Annotated in this window: 14 protein-coding genes; all 14 read left to right on the top strand. The window is 45.8% G+C overall.

The features are described 5' to 3' along the window. The first annotated feature begins 538 nt into the window (after window positions 1-538). The 14 genes from DW182_RS20190 (at window position 539) to DW182_RS20125 (ending at window position 17,867) form a co-directional block, all read left to right on the top strand. Window positions 539-1,786, top strand: a complete 1,248-nt coding sequence (locus tag DW182_RS20190) for an efflux RND transporter periplasmic adaptor subunit (RefSeq protein ID WP_118296617.1) — start codon at window positions 539-541, stop codon at window positions 1,784-1,786. A gap of 87 nt (window positions 1,787-1,873) precedes the next feature. Next, window positions 1,874-3,145 carry an ABC transporter permease gene (locus DW182_RS20185; protein WP_007664742.1) on the top strand — a complete coding sequence of 424 codons (1,272 nt, stop codon included), beginning with the start codon at window positions 1,874-1,876 and terminating at the stop codon, window positions 3,143-3,145. A 3-nt stretch (window positions 3,146-3,148) separates the two neighbouring features. Continuing rightward, entirely contained in the window at window positions 3,149-4,408 is a 1,260-nt protein-coding gene (locus DW182_RS20180; protein ID WP_118296616.1) for an ABC transporter permease, read from the top strand. Window positions 4,409-4,432: 24 nt separating this feature from the next. Continuing rightward, complete coding sequence (locus tag DW182_RS20175; RefSeq protein ID WP_007664738.1) at window positions 4,433-5,749, top strand: ABC transporter permease; 1,317 nt, start codon at window positions 4,433-4,435, stop codon at window positions 5,747-5,749. A 5-nt stretch (window positions 5,750-5,754) separates the two neighbouring features. Further along, window positions 5,755-7,050, top strand: a complete 1,296-nt coding sequence (locus DW182_RS20170) for an ABC transporter permease (protein ID WP_118296615.1) — start codon at window positions 5,755-5,757, stop codon at window positions 7,048-7,050. Window positions 7,051-7,065: 15 nt separating this feature from the next. Further along, a complete protein-coding gene (locus DW182_RS20165; RefSeq protein WP_118296614.1) occupies window positions 7,066-8,355 on the top strand; it encodes an ABC transporter permease in 1,290 nt (429 codons plus the stop codon). A 6-nt stretch (window positions 8,356-8,361) separates the two neighbouring features. After that, a complete protein-coding gene (locus DW182_RS20160) occupies window positions 8,362-9,648 on the top strand; it encodes an ABC transporter permease (RefSeq protein ID WP_118296613.1) in 1,287 nt (428 codons plus the stop codon). A 174-nt stretch (window positions 9,649-9,822) separates the two neighbouring features. Next, window positions 9,823-10,488 (top strand): ABC transporter ATP-binding protein, encoded by a 666-nt coding sequence (locus DW182_RS20155; protein ID WP_007664733.1) that lies wholly within the window; start codon window positions 9,823-9,825, stop codon window positions 10,486-10,488. A 44-nt stretch (window positions 10,489-10,532) separates the two neighbouring features. Beyond that, window positions 10,533-11,807 carry an ABC transporter permease gene (locus DW182_RS20150; protein WP_199678633.1) on the top strand — a complete coding sequence of 425 codons (1,275 nt, stop codon included), beginning with the start codon at window positions 10,533-10,535 and terminating at the stop codon, window positions 11,805-11,807. Between the two features lie 14 nt (window positions 11,808-11,821). Further along, window positions 11,822-13,084 carry an FtsX-like permease family protein gene (locus DW182_RS20145; RefSeq protein ID WP_118296611.1) on the top strand — a complete coding sequence of 421 codons (1,263 nt, stop codon included), beginning with the start codon at window positions 11,822-11,824 and terminating at the stop codon, window positions 13,082-13,084. A 261-nt stretch (window positions 13,085-13,345) separates the two neighbouring features. Next, window positions 13,346-13,966 (top strand): GIN domain-containing protein, encoded by a 621-nt coding sequence (locus DW182_RS20140; RefSeq protein ID WP_118296610.1) that lies wholly within the window; start codon window positions 13,346-13,348, stop codon window positions 13,964-13,966. Window positions 13,967-13,997: 31 nt separating this feature from the next. Further along, window positions 13,998-15,290, top strand: a complete 1,293-nt coding sequence (locus DW182_RS20135; RefSeq protein ID WP_118296609.1) for an ABC transporter permease — start codon at window positions 13,998-14,000, stop codon at window positions 15,288-15,290. Between the two features lie 33 nt (window positions 15,291-15,323). Beyond that, entirely contained in the window at window positions 15,324-16,562 is a 1,239-nt protein-coding gene (locus DW182_RS20130) for an ABC transporter permease (protein ID WP_118296608.1), read from the top strand. A gap of 24 nt (window positions 16,563-16,586) precedes the next feature. Continuing rightward, window positions 16,587-17,867, top strand: a complete 1,281-nt coding sequence (locus tag DW182_RS20125; RefSeq protein ID WP_118296607.1) for an ABC transporter permease — start codon at window positions 16,587-16,589, stop codon at window positions 17,865-17,867. Window position 17,868 lies beyond the last annotated feature (1 nt).

The following is a 17,868-nucleotide window of genomic DNA, read 5'->3' as shown; positions in this document are numbered from 1 at the left end:
ATCGGCTGAAAGACAGCCGATAAAATTGTCGTGGCGGAAAATAGTATGATTACTCTACTTGCTACGGATTAGATTCTATTCCACTAATTATTAATCTCCGTACCGCATCCAACTAATAATTAATTTCCTAATTATTATTCTTACAATATCTGTTGTAAGAAACTTATATAATTATTGTATGATACTTTTATATCTGTTGTAAGAAAGAAAAATATTTGTGGTAAGAATAGTTTTTAGTATCCGTGATATTAGTTTGTAGGCACTCCGATATTAGTTTCTAGTATCTTCGAAATTAGCTTTTAGTATCTTTGAAATTAGCTTGCTTCGTTGCCATTCAAAGGCTTATTGATTTATCCGAAAATGTACAGGGTGTTCGATATCGGACACCCTTCTTTTTTCTCTATCTTCTTGTTTTCAGCTATTTACGTTTTTGGCACGCATTTAGTATATATAAATAATGTGAATAATATGCCTGTTCGTTTTTGAAAGCGGGCGAAGGCTGAAAACTGATAAAATAATAAATAACTCAATATTCAACATGGACAGAGAAATACCAAAAGCAGTGCGTAACAAAGAACGCAACAAGAAAATTATCCGTTACGGAGGCATCGGCGTGGCAAGTATAGTCGTTATCAGCGTACTCATTTCATTGATGCGTACGGGAGTGAAAACAAAAGACCTGGTACTTTCCACAGTAGATAAAGGCACAATCGAAGTCAGTGTAAGTGCATCCGGAAAAGTGGTGCCGGCTTTCGAAGAGATTATCAATTCTCCTATCAATACCCGTATCGTCGAGATATATAAGAAAGGTGGAGATAGTGTGGATGTAGGTACGCCGATCTTGAAACTTGACTTGCAAAGTGTAGAGACAGACTATAAAAAATTGTTAGACGAAGAGCAGATGCGCAGCTACAAATTGGATCAGTTGCGCGTGAACAACCAGACCAAACTGAACGACCTGTCTATGAAGATTAAGGTTTCCGCCATGCAGTTGAATCGCAAGAAAGTGGAGTTGCGTAATGAGCAATATCTTGATAGCCTGGGTTCGGGAACTACGGATAAAGTGCGCCAGGCAGAACTTAGCTATAACGTAGCCCAGTTGGAATACGAACAGCTGAAACAACAATATGATAATGAGAAAGAAGTGCTTGCTGCCGAATATAAAGTTCAGGAGTTGGATTTTAGCATCTTCCGCAAAGGCCTTGCCGAGATGAAGCGAACGCTGGATGATGCACAGGTTCGTTCTCCGCGCAAAGCTATCCTTACCTATATTAATAACCAAATCGGTGCACAGGTTTCTCAGGGAAGCCAGCTTGCCGTGATTTCTGATCTTAGCCATTTCAAGGTGGAAGGTGAAATAGCAGATACGTATGGTGACCGTGTGGCCGCCGGTGGCAAAGCGATTGTGAAGATTGGCAGTGAGAAACTGGAAGGTACGGTCAGCAGTGTGACGCCGTTGTCAAAAAACGGAGTGATTTCTTTCACTGTACAACTGAATGAGGATAATAACCGTCGTTTGCGTTCGGGATTGAAGACGGATGTATATGTGATGAATGCCGTGAAAGAAGATGTGATGCGTATCGCCAATGCTTCTTATTATGTAGGACGTGGCGAGTATGATCTCTTTGTGTGTGACTCTGATAAAGAAATCGTGAAACGTAAAGTGCAACTGGGTGATAGCAACTTTGAGTTTGTTGAAGTTATCAGTGGCTTGCAGCCGGGTGACCAGGTGGTGGTGAGCGACATGAGCCAGTATAAAAATAAGAATAAACTGAAGTTGAATTAGCTACAAGCTACGAGTTACAAGTACCTTTTGGGGTGAGGGTTGCAGCAACTCGTGGCTTGTAACTTATAGCTTGAAAATAAGAAAGATATGTTGAGGATATATTTGAAGCAAGCGTGGAGTCTGCTGAAAGAAAATCCGTTGGTTAGCGGACTTTCTATTGCCGGAACAGCATTGGCTATAACTGCTGTAATGATGATTATTCTTGTGATACAGGTGCGCCTGGCAGAGTATGCACCGGAGACAGAGCGTAGTCGTATGTTGCACATAATTGCAACCCGTTCTTTCATGAAAAGTAATGATGGGAACTGGAATAATGGAGGAATGGGAAAACGTGTGGTACGTGAGCTTTTCTATAATCTGAAAACTCCGCAGGAGGTGAGTGGCTATACCCGTAACACGGTATCCGTTAGTTCCGTTGCCAAACGTACCTTTACAAAATACCGGGCTACCTATACAGACGAACGTTTTTGGAAAATATTCGATTACACATTTCTGAATGGCGCTCCTTTTACATGCGAAGACAATGAAAGTGGCATTCGTAAGGCAGTTATCAGTGAGAAACTGGCACGCCGCCTCTTCGGTAAGACGGAGGTAAAGGGACAGAGATTACTTGTTAATCGGACAGAATACACGGTATGTGGTGTGGTGAAAGATGTACCTCGTACTGCCCGTTACGCCTATTCGGATGTATGGTTGCCCTATAATTCGAGTGCTGCTATGGAGACGGCTGCCAATGTGTATGAGGGGCTGGTAGGTCCTTTTAATGTTGTGATGCTGGCACATGACACTGATGATTTTACCGCTATCCGTGCAGAGGTGGATAAGGTTACCAAACAACTGAATACGAATACGTCGGAATATGCTGTCAGTTTCTTTAACGGACCGATGACTAATCTGGATCTGTTGGTTACCAATAATAGCGGTTTTGTTAATGAAATTCCCTATAGCAATTGGGTTTTGCAACAAGGCAGTTTCATGTTTTTCCTATTGCTGCTTCCGGCGCTCAATATGATTGGCATTACACTGGCTAACTTTCGTAAACGGCGTGCAGAGATAGGTGTTCGTAAAGCGTTTGGAGCGAGTGCAGGTAATGTTTTCCGTCAGGTCCTCGATGAGAATCTCATAATTACTTTCATCGGTGGTATATTCGGACTGATGTTCTCCATCGGTGTCTTGTTACTGACACGTGATATCTTCTTTCCGTCAGGTACGGAATTCAACGCGGAGATGCTGATACGTCCGGAAACATTTCTGGTGACTTTGCTTTTCATCTTCCTGCTGAACCTGCTATGTGCCGGCATTCCTGCCTGGCGTGCCGGAAAGTATAACATTGTCAAATCGTTGAACAATCAAGAATAAACCATGATACGTCATCTTATCACTCTGATATGGAACCAGCGCAAACAGAATGGCTGGATATTTGCCGAACTGGCATTGGTTTTACTGGCTGTCTTTATGATTACGGATGGCGGGTATAGTAAATACACTCTTTATAATGAGCCTTTAGGTTATAACATCGATCGTTGCTGGCGGCTTCATCTGGAGGAAATGGAATCTGATAACGAAGGTTATACAGGCGAGGACGAGCGTGGAGCCAAATGTTGGGAACGTATCACGGAATTGACTCGACGACTGATGAATACCGGTGAGGTGGAGGCTGTGGGATGCAGCTTTTACAGTTGCCCCTACAGTCAGGGAAATTCGTGGACGAGCGTTGAACCGGCAGGTGCGGATAGCGTCAATGCTTATTCGGAATCTTTGCACCGCCAACTGGGTGATGTCGGTTTCTTTGAAGTTTTCGGCATTCATGACGTGAATGGAAAACATATCCGCGAACTGGAAAATCCGGCAAAAGATGAGGTTATCCTGACGGAGAAGGTAGCGCAGAAATTTTTCGGTGGGAAGGAACCGCGCGGGCGGTTGGTAAATACCGGCGAATTGGACGGGACGCCTGTACTGGCTGTTGTCCCTACTATTCGTGAGAATGATTTTGAACCGGCTACTCCCACGTTTTATATCAAAGCTTCCGGTTCTACGATGGAGGAGCTTTTCGAGTGGTATCGTCCTTCTTCATTGGAATATTCGCTACGCATGAAGCGTGACATGACACAGACTGAGATGGAAGAATGGCTTGCTTCTTTGGGTGAACGGTTGACGTCCGGCAATATCTATGTAAATGCTGTAACAGGTTTTAAAGAAATGCGTGCCGATCGTATAGATTATGTGATAACGGATTGGCAAATGGTACAACTCATTGTCGCCTTCTTGTTGCTGAATGTGTTTTTCGGCGTTACCGGGACTTTCTGGATGCGTACACAGGCACGCCGTTCGGAAACGGGATTGCGTATGGCTGTCGGTGCGTCGAAGGGGCGGGTTGTATTCTGGCTCAATACGGAGGGATTATTAATTCTGTTACTGGCGTTGATTCCTATCATTATTATCGTGTTCAATTTCCATCACATGGATTTATTGAGTACTAAAGTTCCTTATACGGCAGGTCGCTGGATTGTAGATTTTGCTATTTCATTGGGAACTCTCGCAATGATGATTGTATTGGGCATTGCGGTGCCGGCACGCTGGATTATGAAAGAGCAACCGGCGGAAGCATTGCATCACGAGTAGACAAATAACTTAATATATTCAGGGATGGTAAAAATCTATTTGAAGCAAGCATGGGTCTTGTTGAAGCAGAATCCGCTTTTCAGTACCCTTTATATAGTCGGTACAGGGCTGGCTATTGCTATGACCATGATTGTTGCTGTGATTTACTACGTTAAAGTAGCTCCGGTTTATCCGGAGGTGAATCGCATGCAAACGCTTTATCTGACTTCTGCAAGCTTTCAAAAAGGAACGGAGCAGAATAAACAGACTTTTCAATGGGCCGTTTCTTATCAGGCATTACAAGAGTGGTTTTATCCGTTGAAGAATGCTGAGGTTGTTTCGGGGTTCATGAATAACAGGTCAGATGACAATTATATTCAACCGGTCGACCGCAGTGGGGATTTTACAGTAAGTTTAAAGTTGGTTGACCCGAATTTCTTTCGCATCTATCCATTTAATTTTTCGGAAGGTAAGCCTTTTACTACGTCCGACCTTGAAAGCGGTATCTGTACGGCTGTCATAACAGAAGAATTGGCTCGTCGTCTGTTTGACACGGCCGAAGGTGTGGTGGGACGCTCATTCAGTTTGGATTATGTCAATTATCGCGTTTGTGGTGTTGTGCGTAGTGCAAGTTATCTGACTTCGGATTCATACGCTCAAGTCTATATTCCTTATAGTGTAATTCCTAAATATCGTGACTCCAATTATGGAATACCTTATTTAGGTGCATTTGGTGTTACTTTTCTTGTAAAGGACGATGCGCAAGCCGAAGCGTTGCGTGCCGAAATTCAGGAAATTGTCCGTAAGGAAAATCTGTTGCATGCGGATGAATGGCAGGTGAATCTTTGGGAGCAACCTACTTCCCATTTGCAGCGATTGTTTAAACCTTATCCTAGTATGACAACCGGTGCATGGGCACAGATACGTTATCTCCTTTTAATATTGCTGGTGCTCCTGCTGGTTCCTGCCTTGAATTTGAGCGGAATGATAGCGAGTCGTATGGAAAGCCGCTTGTCGGAGATGGGAGTGCGTAAGTCATTCGGTGCCGACCGTGGCGGATTACTTTCACAAGTGATGTGGGAGAACCTCTTATTGACATTGTTGGGTGGTGTATTGGGATTATTGTTGGCGTGGTTCGCCCTGTATACTTGTCGTGAGTGGGTATTTATGATATTGGAAGACTGGGCCGAACCGGTTCCGGAAGGAGTGAATGTGCTGGTTTCCGGTGAGGTGCTGTTTGCCCCGGCGGTATTTGTTGTTGCTCTTTTGTTCTGTATCTTGCTGAATTTATTATCAGCATTGATTCCGGCATGGTATGCACTGCGGAAGCCGATTGTGTATTCATTGAATGAAAAAAGATAAAGAATATGCTGAAACTTATATTAAAGAACCTGTGGGCACGCCGTCGCCGTAATGGCTGGTTACTGGCGGAATTGATTCTGGTCAGTATTGTTACGTGGATTATCCTTGACCCGGTTATCGTGACGACGTATGACCGCAGTATTCCTTTAGGCTATGACACCGACCGCCTTTGTCTTGTTACTCTCAGTACCTTGCAGCCACAAGCGCCCGGTTATGATGAAGAGGCTGAGGATTCGGCCATGATTATGAAATCTTACTTCAATCTGACGCGACTGGTTAAGGACTATCCCGGCGTAGAATCGGCTACTCCGGTATTGGGTTTCGCTTATCCCAATTCTACGGGGAATGCCAATACATCTATTCGTGCGGAAGGTGACACATTGGATTTGCCGGTAATGATTATGGAATTTATACCTCATACGAATTTCTTCGAAACTTATGGTTTTCGTTCCGGACGAGGCAGGACACCGACCGAATTATCGGACTATGACTATACGGAAAATGACATCGTAATGACTGAAAATACGGCTGAACATTTGTTCCACACTAAAAATGCGGGTAATAAGCGTTGTTGGTCCAGAGAGGGGAATGATACAATTTATTCGCCGGTTATTGGTGTAGTGGGAAACTTTAAGGCAACCAGTGATTCCCGTCCGGCTCCTGTCATTTTTCGTCCTTTGATATCTATCGATATGGAAGATGCTTACGATGATATGCGGATATTGCTTTGTCTGAAAGAGAATGTGAGTATGAAGCGTTTCTTGCATGATTTTCAACCGTGGATGGTGAAAGAGTTGCGGGCCGGTAATCTTTTTGCTCGTAACGTCCGGTCTTATGAAGCATTGATAACGAAAAATGAGTCTTATGATGTTACGCCGATGTATCGGCGTAATCTGGCAATGGCGGCATTCTTTTTAATTAATCTTTGCTTGGGTGTTATCGGTACTTTTTGGTTACAGACACGTACTCGCCGCGAAGAAGTGGGAGTGATGCTTTCCTTTGGCGGTACGCCGGGATATATTGTCCGCTTGTTGATGGGTGAAGGAGCGGTGTTGACGTTTGTAGCTGCACTGACGGGCTGCTTGCTTTATTTGCAATATGCTGTCAAAGAAGGACTGGAGAGGGGGAACAATTGGAGGCAGATTATTAATGAATGTTGGGTTACGGATTTCACGCAGCATTTTCTTATCGTGTCGTTCATAGTTTTCTTTATTCTGTTGGCGGTGGTATTGATCGGGATCTATATTCCTGCTCGTAAGATTGGTCGTATTCCACCGACAGAAGCATTACGTGATGAATAAATAAAACACAATATTATGATTAAACTTTATCTGAAACAAGCTTGGACGCTGATAAAGCAGCATCGTCTCTTTACCGGCATCTATGTGGTGGGTACAGGGCTTTCAATAGCTCTTGTCATGACAATGTTCATCATCTTTTATGTGAAGTTTGCGCCTATATATCCCGAATATAATCGCAATCGGATGATCGTATTGAAAATGATGAAATCTTATCCTAAGGATGATGATAAGAGTTGGAATTGCTCCAGCGTCAGTTACGATGTGGTGAAAATGTTACAAGAATTGCCGCACTTGGACGCTATCGGTGCCGCATCAGGCAGCTATCGAGAATATTACGTGGAAGTTCCTGACAATAATGAGCCTATTGGCATTACTCCGCTTTATGCCGATGCAGGATTTTGGCAGGTCTTTACCTTTCGTTTTCTGTATGGAAAGCCTTTCACACAAGCGGATATCGATGCGAAACGCAGGGAAGTGGTAGTTCCGGTAAGTCTGGCAAGGAGGCTGTTTGCTGCAGATGATGTGGTGGGCAGACGCTTTAAGATGGATGCGCAGGAATACCGGGTTTGCGGTGTGGTAGAGGATGTTTCTGCCGCTACGCCTTCTACCGTAGGAGATTTGTGGATACCAATAACGCTTAACTCTTGGATTAATTCGGACAATTCCGAAAAGTTGGTTGGTAGTGCGGATATATATATGACGGCTCCCACTGCTACCGACAAAGAAGCTTTGAAGGAAGAAGTGCGTGAGGTTTTTCGGAAATTTAATCTTGCTGCTCCTAAATATATGAATGACCTTATGGGACAACCCGATGACTACTGGGCCAGCACATTCCGTGTAAATTCTTGCGGAGCCCCTGACCTGGCATCCGAGTTGAGGGGATATCTTTATATGTTGCTTGCTCTGCTTTTCATCCCTGCCATGAACCTGAGCGGCATGATGTCTTCGCGCATGGACGAACGCCTTTCCGAGTTGGGAGTACGCAAAACATACGGTGCTACCAACGGAAGCCTCATAAGGCAAGTGTTGTGGGAGAATCTTCTGCTCACCTGTATCGGTGGTTTGCTTGGCTTGCTAATTTCTTATCTGATAGTGCTGACGGCAAGCGATTGGATACTGACCCTGTTCGACAGTTATACGGATGCCGGGAAGACGCCTTTCCTCTCGTTTGAGATGCTATTTAATCCGATGGTTTTCTGTACGGCATTCGGACTTTGTGTGCTGTTGAACCTCATTTCTGCACTTATTCCTGCAATATGGGCATTGCGCCGCAACATTATTCAATCGTTGAACTCTAAACGTTAAGATGCTATGATAAAGATAATAAGACACCAGTTATGGAATCAGCGCCGGCAAAATGGGTGGATATTTGTGGAATTAGTCATCGTGAGCTTTTTCCTCTGGACGGTAATTGATCCTATCTATGTGCTGACTTCCAATCTTGCCCTTGACCCCGGTTATGATGAAGAACGAGCATACGCGCTTTATATGGATTATTATGATGAACTGCATGGTAAATTTGACCAGACACAAGATAGTGTTGCCATCAGGCAGGAAAATCTTTATCGCATTACCCGCTTGGTAAAGAATTGTCCCGAAGTGGAAAGTTTTGCCTTGGTGACTAATGCTAGTTTCCCAAATTGTAATTCGTGGAATGGCGGACAATACTTCAATGATACACTGAAGGTGCATTCGCAGTATTACCAGTTTGTGCAGGCAGAGGGTGGCGATGTATTCCGTACATTCGGCATGAAAGATGCCAAGAACGGGCAGATCATGTCTTTGCCCGAAGACTGTGCCGCCCGTGAGGGAGTGTTTGTATCCGAACGTATGGCAAAGGAGCTTTTTGGCACTGCAGATGCAGTGGGCAAGAGGGTGCGATATGGCGACAGTACTTTCCATGAGGTGATGGGGGTGTTGCAGGACTATAAACATCGGATTAATGAACAGCCGGGTAACCTGTTGATACAGGTGAATGGCAAGATTCCAAACCATAACTGGATTCAACGGATGTATATGGTCACTTTCCGGTTAAAGCAGAATGTGGATGTTGCTGCTTTTGAGAAGCGCTTCAAGGCGGAAGTGGTTCCACAACTCAACGTCGGTAATTTCTATTTCACGAAGTTGGGACGCTTCGCTGATATTCGTCGTCAATATGAAAATGAGAGTGGGGTGACGAATACCTTGCGCCTGCAATATTCATTGGCGGGATTTGCCTTGCTGTGCGTGTTCCTCGGTATGGTGGGCACGTTCTGGATACGTTGCAATGCACGGAGACAAGACATCGGGCTGATGCGAAGTATGGGAGCTACCCGGAAAGGAATCTGCAATCAGTTCCTTACGGAGGCATGGCTGCTGGTGACGGTGGCATTTATTGTTTCCCTGCCATTGACAATACACCGTGTCTATGCATCCGGTTTTGCCAATCCTACTATGGATGGAAACCCCGATTACTGGCAAAATCAGCCGTATACGCATTTCTTTATTGTCAGCCTGCTGGCTTATGTGGTATTGCTCATAATTGCTTTATTGGGTACTTATGCACCCGTCACCCGGGCAGCGAAGATATTGCCTGCTGAGGCTTTGCGTGATGAATAGGACAGAAGCGGACAATTGAAAACGAACAGGGTGTTCATTTTCGGACACATGCTTGTGAACTTAATTGGCTGATAATGAGTATGTGTCTTTTTTGGCATATCATTTGATTAATATATGTGAAGAACAAATAAATAGCGAATTGAATCAATTAATAACAATTAAATACTTACCATTATGATTAAATTGACTGAGATAAACAAGATTTATCGTACGAATGAGATTGAAACCGTGGCATTGGAAAATGTAAACCTTGAAGTAGAGAAAGGTGAGTTCCTCAGTATTATGGGACCTTCCGGTTGCGGAAAATCTACGTTGCTGAATATTATAGGCTTGCTGGATGCCCCTACAAGTGGTATTATTGAGATCGACGGTACCCGTACGGATGGCATGAAAGATAAGGAACTGGCTGCTTTCCGTAACAAGAAATTGGGTTTTGTATTCCAGTCTTTCCACTTGATTAACTCATTGAATGTGCTCGATAATGTAGAACTTCCTTTATTATATAGAAAGGTGTCCGCAAAAGAACGCCGCCGTTTGGCAGAAGAAGTGCTGGCAAAGGTAGGTTTGAGTCACCGTATGCGTCACATGCCGACACAACTCTCCGGTGGTCAGTGCCAGCGTGTGGCTGTGGCCCGTGCCATTATTGGTAATCCGGAGATAATCCTCGCCGATGAGCCGACCGGTAACCTGGACTCTAAGATGGGTGCTGAAGTAATGGAACTACTGCATCAGTTGAATAAGGAGGACGGACGTACCATCGTGATGGTAACCCACAATGAAGAACAGGCAAAACAGACAAGTCGCACGGTACGCTTCTTCGATGGTCGCCAGGTGGAATGACGGGGCAAATGAAAAAATGAAGGAATGAAAGGAAGGATATAATGATGCAAACTATTCGTCAGGCCTTTACGATTCTGAAGCAGAATCCATTATTGAGCACTATATCCATACTGGGTACGGCTTTCGCCATTACCATGATTATGGCTATCGTGATTACCTGGCAAACGAAATATGCCGATCTGGAACCGGAAGTGAACCGGAGCCGTTGTCTTTATTTCTCTGCTATGCATGTACAGGGAAAGGAGAATAAGGATTGGAACAACTTTGGCAAGCCTTCGGCTGCATTTATGAAGGAGTGTATACAGCCGCTTCCGGAAGTGGAAGCCTGTACGGCTTTCAGTACGGCAGATGTGGCGCTGGTATCTCTGACTGATGGGAACAACCGTTTGAAAGTGGATGCCATGAGTACTGATCTCGATTTCTGGAAAATCTTCAAACTACAGTTTCTTGATGGAAGAAGTTTCACGGAGGCGGAACGGGGAGGAGATATGCAGTCAGTGGTTATTTCCGCTTCTGTTGCCCGTAAGCTGTTTGGAACGACGGAGGCTGCGGGACGGCAGATGTTGCTGAATAGGGAGGTAGTACGCATCATCGGAGTCGTGAAAGATATTTCTGTCACTGCCAAAGATGCTTATGCACAGGTGTGGAGTATGTACCATCCGGGTGAACTGGACGTAACAGGTTGGTGGAGCTATAGCGGAACCAGAACTATTGCCGTATTGGCGCGTACTCCTGATGATTTCCCTGCTATCAAACAAGGAGTCGAGAAACGGGTGAAAGACGTCAATGCTGGTTTGGAGCAGAGGCAGATAGACATTATGGAGCAACCCGATAATATTGTAGCACACGTAAACCACGTATGGTCTAATATAGGACCCAACTTGCCGATGCTTTATCTGCAATATGGAATTGCCTTGTTCATTATCCTGCTGGTACCCTCGCTCAATCTGTGCGGGCTGAGTAATAGCCGCATGCAACAACGTGTCAGTGAGTTGGGTGTGCGCAAAGCTTTTGGAGCTACGGATGGTACACTTGTCCGTCAGATATTGAATGAAAATCTGGTATTGACATTGATAGGAGGTGTGGTAGGTTTGATATTCAGCTACCTTGCTGTTTACGCCATGCGTACGTGGTTGTTTACCAACAGCGATAACATTGGTACGGCGGGCGATTTCAGTCTGAGTATGGGTGCATTGTTTAGTCCGGCGGTGTTTGTGCTGGCCTTTGTCTTTTGCCTGTTGATAAATCTGCTGAGTGCAGGACTGCCTGCCTGGCTTGCCACTCGCCGCACGATTGTGGACTCATTGAACGATAAATAAGAAAAGGAGATCTTATGAAATTTATATTACATAATTTACACATGATTTGGTCGCGCCTGCGCAGTAATGGATGGGTGTTGGCTGAACTCTTCCTGGTATTCATCGTGATGTGGTTCCTTTGCGATTCTCTGGGCTGTCTCAAGTATACTTTCTACCGCCCTTTGGGCTATAGCATAGACCACGTTTACCAGCTAAACACAATTATAGGAGGTGTCACCAGTGACACCACCTTGACGAATGCCGACAGATACTTGCGTGCATTGCGGAAATTGGAGCAGGAACCCAGCGTTGAGGCGGCTGCCCTGTGTTATTGGAGCCTGCCGATGAGCGGAAACAACAGCGGCAACTCACTGGCCGCGCAGGACACCATCGGAGTGAATGCACGCATTATCCTGACTACCGGCGGATATATTGACGTCTTCCGCATGAGTGACGACCCGCAACGCCCCTTTGCCAAGACTCCTGCGGGGGAGAACAACGTGATGCTGAGCCAGGCAGCTGTGGACCGTTTCAAGAAGAGAATGCCGACCTTCTCACTGGATACACCGCTGAGTTACTATGGCGATACCACGTCGGTCGTTACGCAAGGCGGAAAGATAGAAGCCTTCCGCAGCTATCGTTACGGAAGCGATGCCTCGTGGTTTTTCTTTCGTCTGGACGAAAACCTGATTAAAACGCGGTTTGCCGACAATTGGGCGCAAATCGTTTTTCGTGTGAAAGCTGTTGCCGATGGCTCGGACTACCGTGCGAAGTTTATTCGTGAGATTGCACCACGGCTGGATGTAGACGATTTGTTTGTGGCTGATGCCGTGCCTTATACCGAACAACAGTTACAATTTGAAGTCATGAACGGAGATACGGACAAGGTGAACAGTCAGGCAATTGTAGTGCTTTTCCTGTTGGTAAATGTATTCTTGGGATTGATCGGAACGTTTTGGTTCCGTACCCGTCGCCGCCGTGGTGAGATAGCTTTGCGCTTGGCTATGGGTAGCACAAAGAATCAGGTATTCCGCCTCCTGACAGGCGAGGGACTGTTGCTGCTTGCACTGGTGACGTTGCCCGCAATGATTATTTGCTATAATATAGGTATAGCGGAGTTTACCGTCGGACGGTCGGAACTGATTTCCACATGGCCTGTAGAGTGGAGTTTTCTGCGCTTTCTGCTCGGTTCTTTGGGAGCATGGCTACTGATAGCATTGATGGTGACGATCGGTATTTGGTTTCCGGCACGGCAGGCGATGAAGATACAGCCGGCTGAAGCGCTGCATGAAGAATAAAAAGTGTTTGTATAAAGAACGGAAATTTGCAGATTCGTCAGTCTTATTTACTATAGCTACCTCGTTTTGCAATTACTTGATAATCAGTGATGATAAGGTGTGCTATAATCAGTATACGACTGAATCCTATTCAGTATACGAGTGAACCCTATTCAGTGTCGGACTGAATTAGGTTCAATGACGGCCTGAATCGGAATCTTATTTTATTGTAATGAATAAATATCAAATATTAATAGAAACGAAATTAAAGGAGAAAATTCTATGAGAGCTTTATTTATAACCCTGAGTTTATTATTTGCCGCAGTAGCCGGCACAGTATATGCAGCTAACGAAAAAGACCCGCAGGTTAGCGAAATTCGTAAAGTTGAGGCTTTCTCCTCCGTTGAGGTGACGTCCGTAGCGACAGTGTACTTCACGCAGAGCAACAACTACTCTCTGAAAATAGAAGGCAGGGAAGAATATGTGACTACCACGACTACCGAAGTGAAGAACGACCGTCTCATCATCGGCTTCAAGAATAAGAAGGATGGCAACAACAACCGCAACAAAGGTGTGACTATCTACCTGACCGCTCCCGACCTGAAGAACGTGGAATTCAGTGGTGTCGGCTCATTCAATTGCAATGAAGCGTTGAAACTGAGCGATGTGAAGTTTGAAATAGAAGGCGTGGGCAAAGTAAATGTGGAAGACCTGACGTGCAATTCATTGGTAGTGAAGATGGAAGGCGTGGGCAAGGCGGATATCCATGTGAATTGTGACCGTTTGCGTGCCAGTATGGAAGGTGTAGGCAGCGTTACGCTGAGCGGACGTGCGGGGCAAGCCGACATTTCAAAAGGAGGCATCGGTGGTGTGAATACACGTAACCTGAAAGTAGGAGAGTGACTATTGTCATTATAAACCGTAAGTAAATGATATGATTAAACAATATTTTACGCAAGCGTGGGCGCAACTACGCCAACAGCCGATAATCAGTGCTGTCAGCATAGCCGGTACGGCACTTGCCATCTTCCTCATTATGTTGGTGGTGATGATGCAGCAAGTAAAAGTGGCGCCTTTTGCTCCCGAAAGTAATCGTGACCGCTTTCTGCATGCGCACTATATGAGTATTACAAATCAAAATTGGGGTGGCGGAAGCAGTAACGGCCCTATGAGCGCAAAGACTGCACGAGAGTGTTTCCAGACGCTGAAGACACCTGAGGCAGTGACTATTTATACTTGTATGGTAATCTCCACTCCGGTCAACCTTCCGGGACAACCTTCCATAGGTATCGACCTGTTGCAGACGGATGATATTTTCTGGCGTGTGTTCGATTTCTCGTTTATCGGCGGGAAGCCTTATGATAAGGCAACGTTCGATGCTGGGCTACCGGTGGCGGTTATTACGGAAAGTGTGGCAAAGAAACTGTTTCAAAGTACGGATGTTGAAGGACGTGAGTTCCTGCTAAATCATGCACCTTATAAGGTGGTGGGAATAGTGCAAGATGTTTCTACGTTGGCCACATCTGCGTATGGACAAGTATGGGTGCCTTATACTTCAACAGAGATAACAAAGGATACATGGAGTGATGACCACATGGGCATGATGAGTTGTACCATCCTAGCACACGACCGCGATGACTTCGATGCGATCCGTGAGGAAGCCGAGAGGCGCAGACAGGAGTATAATGTGTTGATTGGCGCCGATGGCTACGAGTTGATTTACCGTAACCGCCCGTACGATCAGGAGAAAAGTGCAATAGCCTTTGCTGCCAATCTGGAACCGGACGTGGATCAGGCACGCAGGCAGAGACTGATAATCTTTGTTATCCTGCTGATAGTGCCTGCTATCAATCTAAGTAGTATGACGCAGAGCCGCCTTCGTCAGCGTGTGGCCGAAATAGGCGTGCGACGTGCATTCGGCAGTACACGGTTGGAACTGATGGGACAAATCATTGCCGAGAATTTTGTAGTGACCCTGATGGCTGGTGTACTGGGACTATTGTTCAGTGTGGCATTTGCTTATTTAGGTAATACATTATTGTTTGCGCAGGAGTTCAGTCAGACTCTAAGCCCTCCGGCAGTGGATACCAGCATATTGCTGCATGCCTCCACCTTTGGCTGGGCATTGTTGTTCTGTTTTATACTGAACTTATTGAGTTCCGGTATTCCGGCATGGCGTGCATCGAGAGTAGGAATTGTAAATGCATTGGGCGGACGCCTGCATTAATCACTCATCACTAAACATTAATCACTGAAAGAAATGACTAAGAAACTTCTTACACAGATAAAAAATGAATGGCTCTCAAACCTATGGTTGGCGTTGGAGCTGCTGGTGGTGAGCGTAGTGATGTGGTATGTGGTGGACTACCTCTATACCCGTGCTGCCACTTACCTGGAACCGCGAGGCTTCAACATAGAGCACTGCTATCTCATTGAATTGGGAGAACTGACACCCAAGAGTCCTGATTATACGCCTAATAAGACCAGGGATGATACTCATGCGGATATCACCGAACTGCTGGAACGCTTGCGCCGCCGGCCGGAGGTGGAGGCTGTCAGTCTTTCGCAAAACTCCTATCCTTATAATGGAAGCAATAGTACCGACCTGGTACGTTATGATACGCTCCAGTCACCCGGCTGGACCATCCGTAGAATGGTTACTCCAGACTTTGTGCGTGTCTTCCGCTATCAGGGCACGCAGGGTGAAACGCCCGAACAATTGGCGGAGATGCTGGAACGCGGTGAATTTCTTGCTTCTGATAATCTTTATAGAAAGTACGACCGTAAGTTGACGGAGTTTGTAGGCAAACGTTTCCAGCTTTTCGGTGATACGACCAAGACGTATCAACTGGGAGCTGCCTTGCAGAATGTACGCTATCATGACTACGACCAGGCTCGTTCTTCGTATTGCTTCCTGGCCAAACAGTCTTTCTATTATGCAGATTTGGAACTCTGTGTCCGCGTCCGCGAGGGGCAGGATAACAATTTCATTACAAAATTGAAGGAGGACAGTGAAAGCCAGTTCCGTATAGGCAACCTCTTTATTTCGGAGATTCGCTCGTTCCACGATATACGCCGCAACTTCCAGCAAGCATGGACAAATGATATCCGTAACTACGTGATGGGTATGGGATTTCTGCTGCTGAACATCTTCCTCGGACTGCTTGGAACATTCTGGTTCCGTACGCAGCAACGCCGTTCGGAGATTGCATTGCATAAAGCACATGGGGCAACGGACCGTGCTATTTTCCGCCGACTGCTCAGTGAAGGCTTGTTGTTGCTGGCGGTTGTTACGCCTATTGCACTGGTCATTGACTGGAATCTGGCGCACATGGAACTGAATTCATGGCGTAACGGTACGACGCTGGAGTGGGACAGATTATTGCTCTGCGCAGGTATTAGTTTTGTATTGATGGCGTTGATGATTGCCATCGGTATCGGTATTCCGGCACGTAAGGCAATGAAGGTACAGCCGGCTGAAGCCTTGCATGACGAATAAGTTTTTAAGATAAAACGAAATATTATGATACGACTCTACTTTCTTCAGGCATTTTACCATTTGCGCGAGAACCCAATCATTACCTGGGTGTCCATATTAGGTACGGCAATGGCAATCTGCATGATTATGGTGCTTGTTATTACTTTTCAGGTGCGACTCGTGGATTGTGAACCTGAAGTGAATCGCTCGCGTACACTTTATGTTCCTTATATGTCTGTAAAGCAAAAAGGCAAATCAGACAATGAGTCCGCCAATGCTTCCATGTCTGTGCGCACCGGGAGAGAGTGTTTCCGCGCATTGAGTATGCCCGAAGCTGTAACTTTGGCCAGTGGTGTCTATAGAGTTCGTGCTTCTGTCCCTTCCGGATCGAAAGCGACGGCGGATATGGTGCAAACCGACGAAGCATTCTGGACAATTTTCAGTTTTCATTTTCTGAGTGGCAAGGCGTTTACCAAGGCTGACTGTGATGCCGGATTAACGCGTGCGGTGCTGGATGCTACTACAGCCCGCAGGCTGTTTGGCACTACGGATGCTGTGGGACGTACAGTGCAACTGGATTATGTTGATTATACCGTTGCCGGAGTGGTTGCTGATGTCTCTATGCTTGCTACGGCTGCTTATGCACAGATATGGGTGCCTTATACTGCTGCGGGCGCAGAAGCTATGTCCTGGCAGAATGACACGATGGGGCCTATGCATGCTATTATCCTTGCACGCTCGTCTGCGGACTTCGATGCCATTCGTGAGGAAACTGAGCTGCTGCGCAAAAAGTATAATGACGGGTTGCAGGATGTAGAAGTCTTTTATCGCGGTCAGCCCGATACGCAACTGGCTTATCTTTATCGCCGCTGGTATGCAGAACCTGATGTCCCGGGAGTGATGTTGCGCTATGCTATTGTTGTCATCATATTACTTCTTGTTCCGGCGGTTAACCTGTCCGGCATGACCCTTTCGCGTATGCGTCGCCGTATGGCTGAAATTGGGGTACGCAAGGCTTTCGGTGCTACGGGCGGTGAATTGATGCGGCAAGTCTTTTTTGAGAATCTGGTGTTGACGTTGCTGGCAGGTATCGTTGGTTTGGCTTTAAGCTACGTTGCTACTTTTGCGCTGAACGGTTTTCTTTTCAGCAATTCGATGAATGCTTCTCTGAGTGGTGAGACTGCATTGACACCGGGGATGTTGCTGTCACCGTGGGCATTTATTGCAGCATTTGCATTCTGTCTCCTGATGAACATACTTTCCGCAGGTATTCCTGCATGGCGTGCTTCCCGGATGAATATTACTGATGCTATTAATCAAAGATAGA

Source organism: Bacteroides sp. AM16-24, from assembly GCF_003471885.1.
Lineage (GTDB): Bacteria > Bacteroidota > Bacteroidia > Bacteroidales > Bacteroidaceae > Bacteroides.
This window is presented reverse-complemented; position numbering and strand designations above follow the sequence as displayed.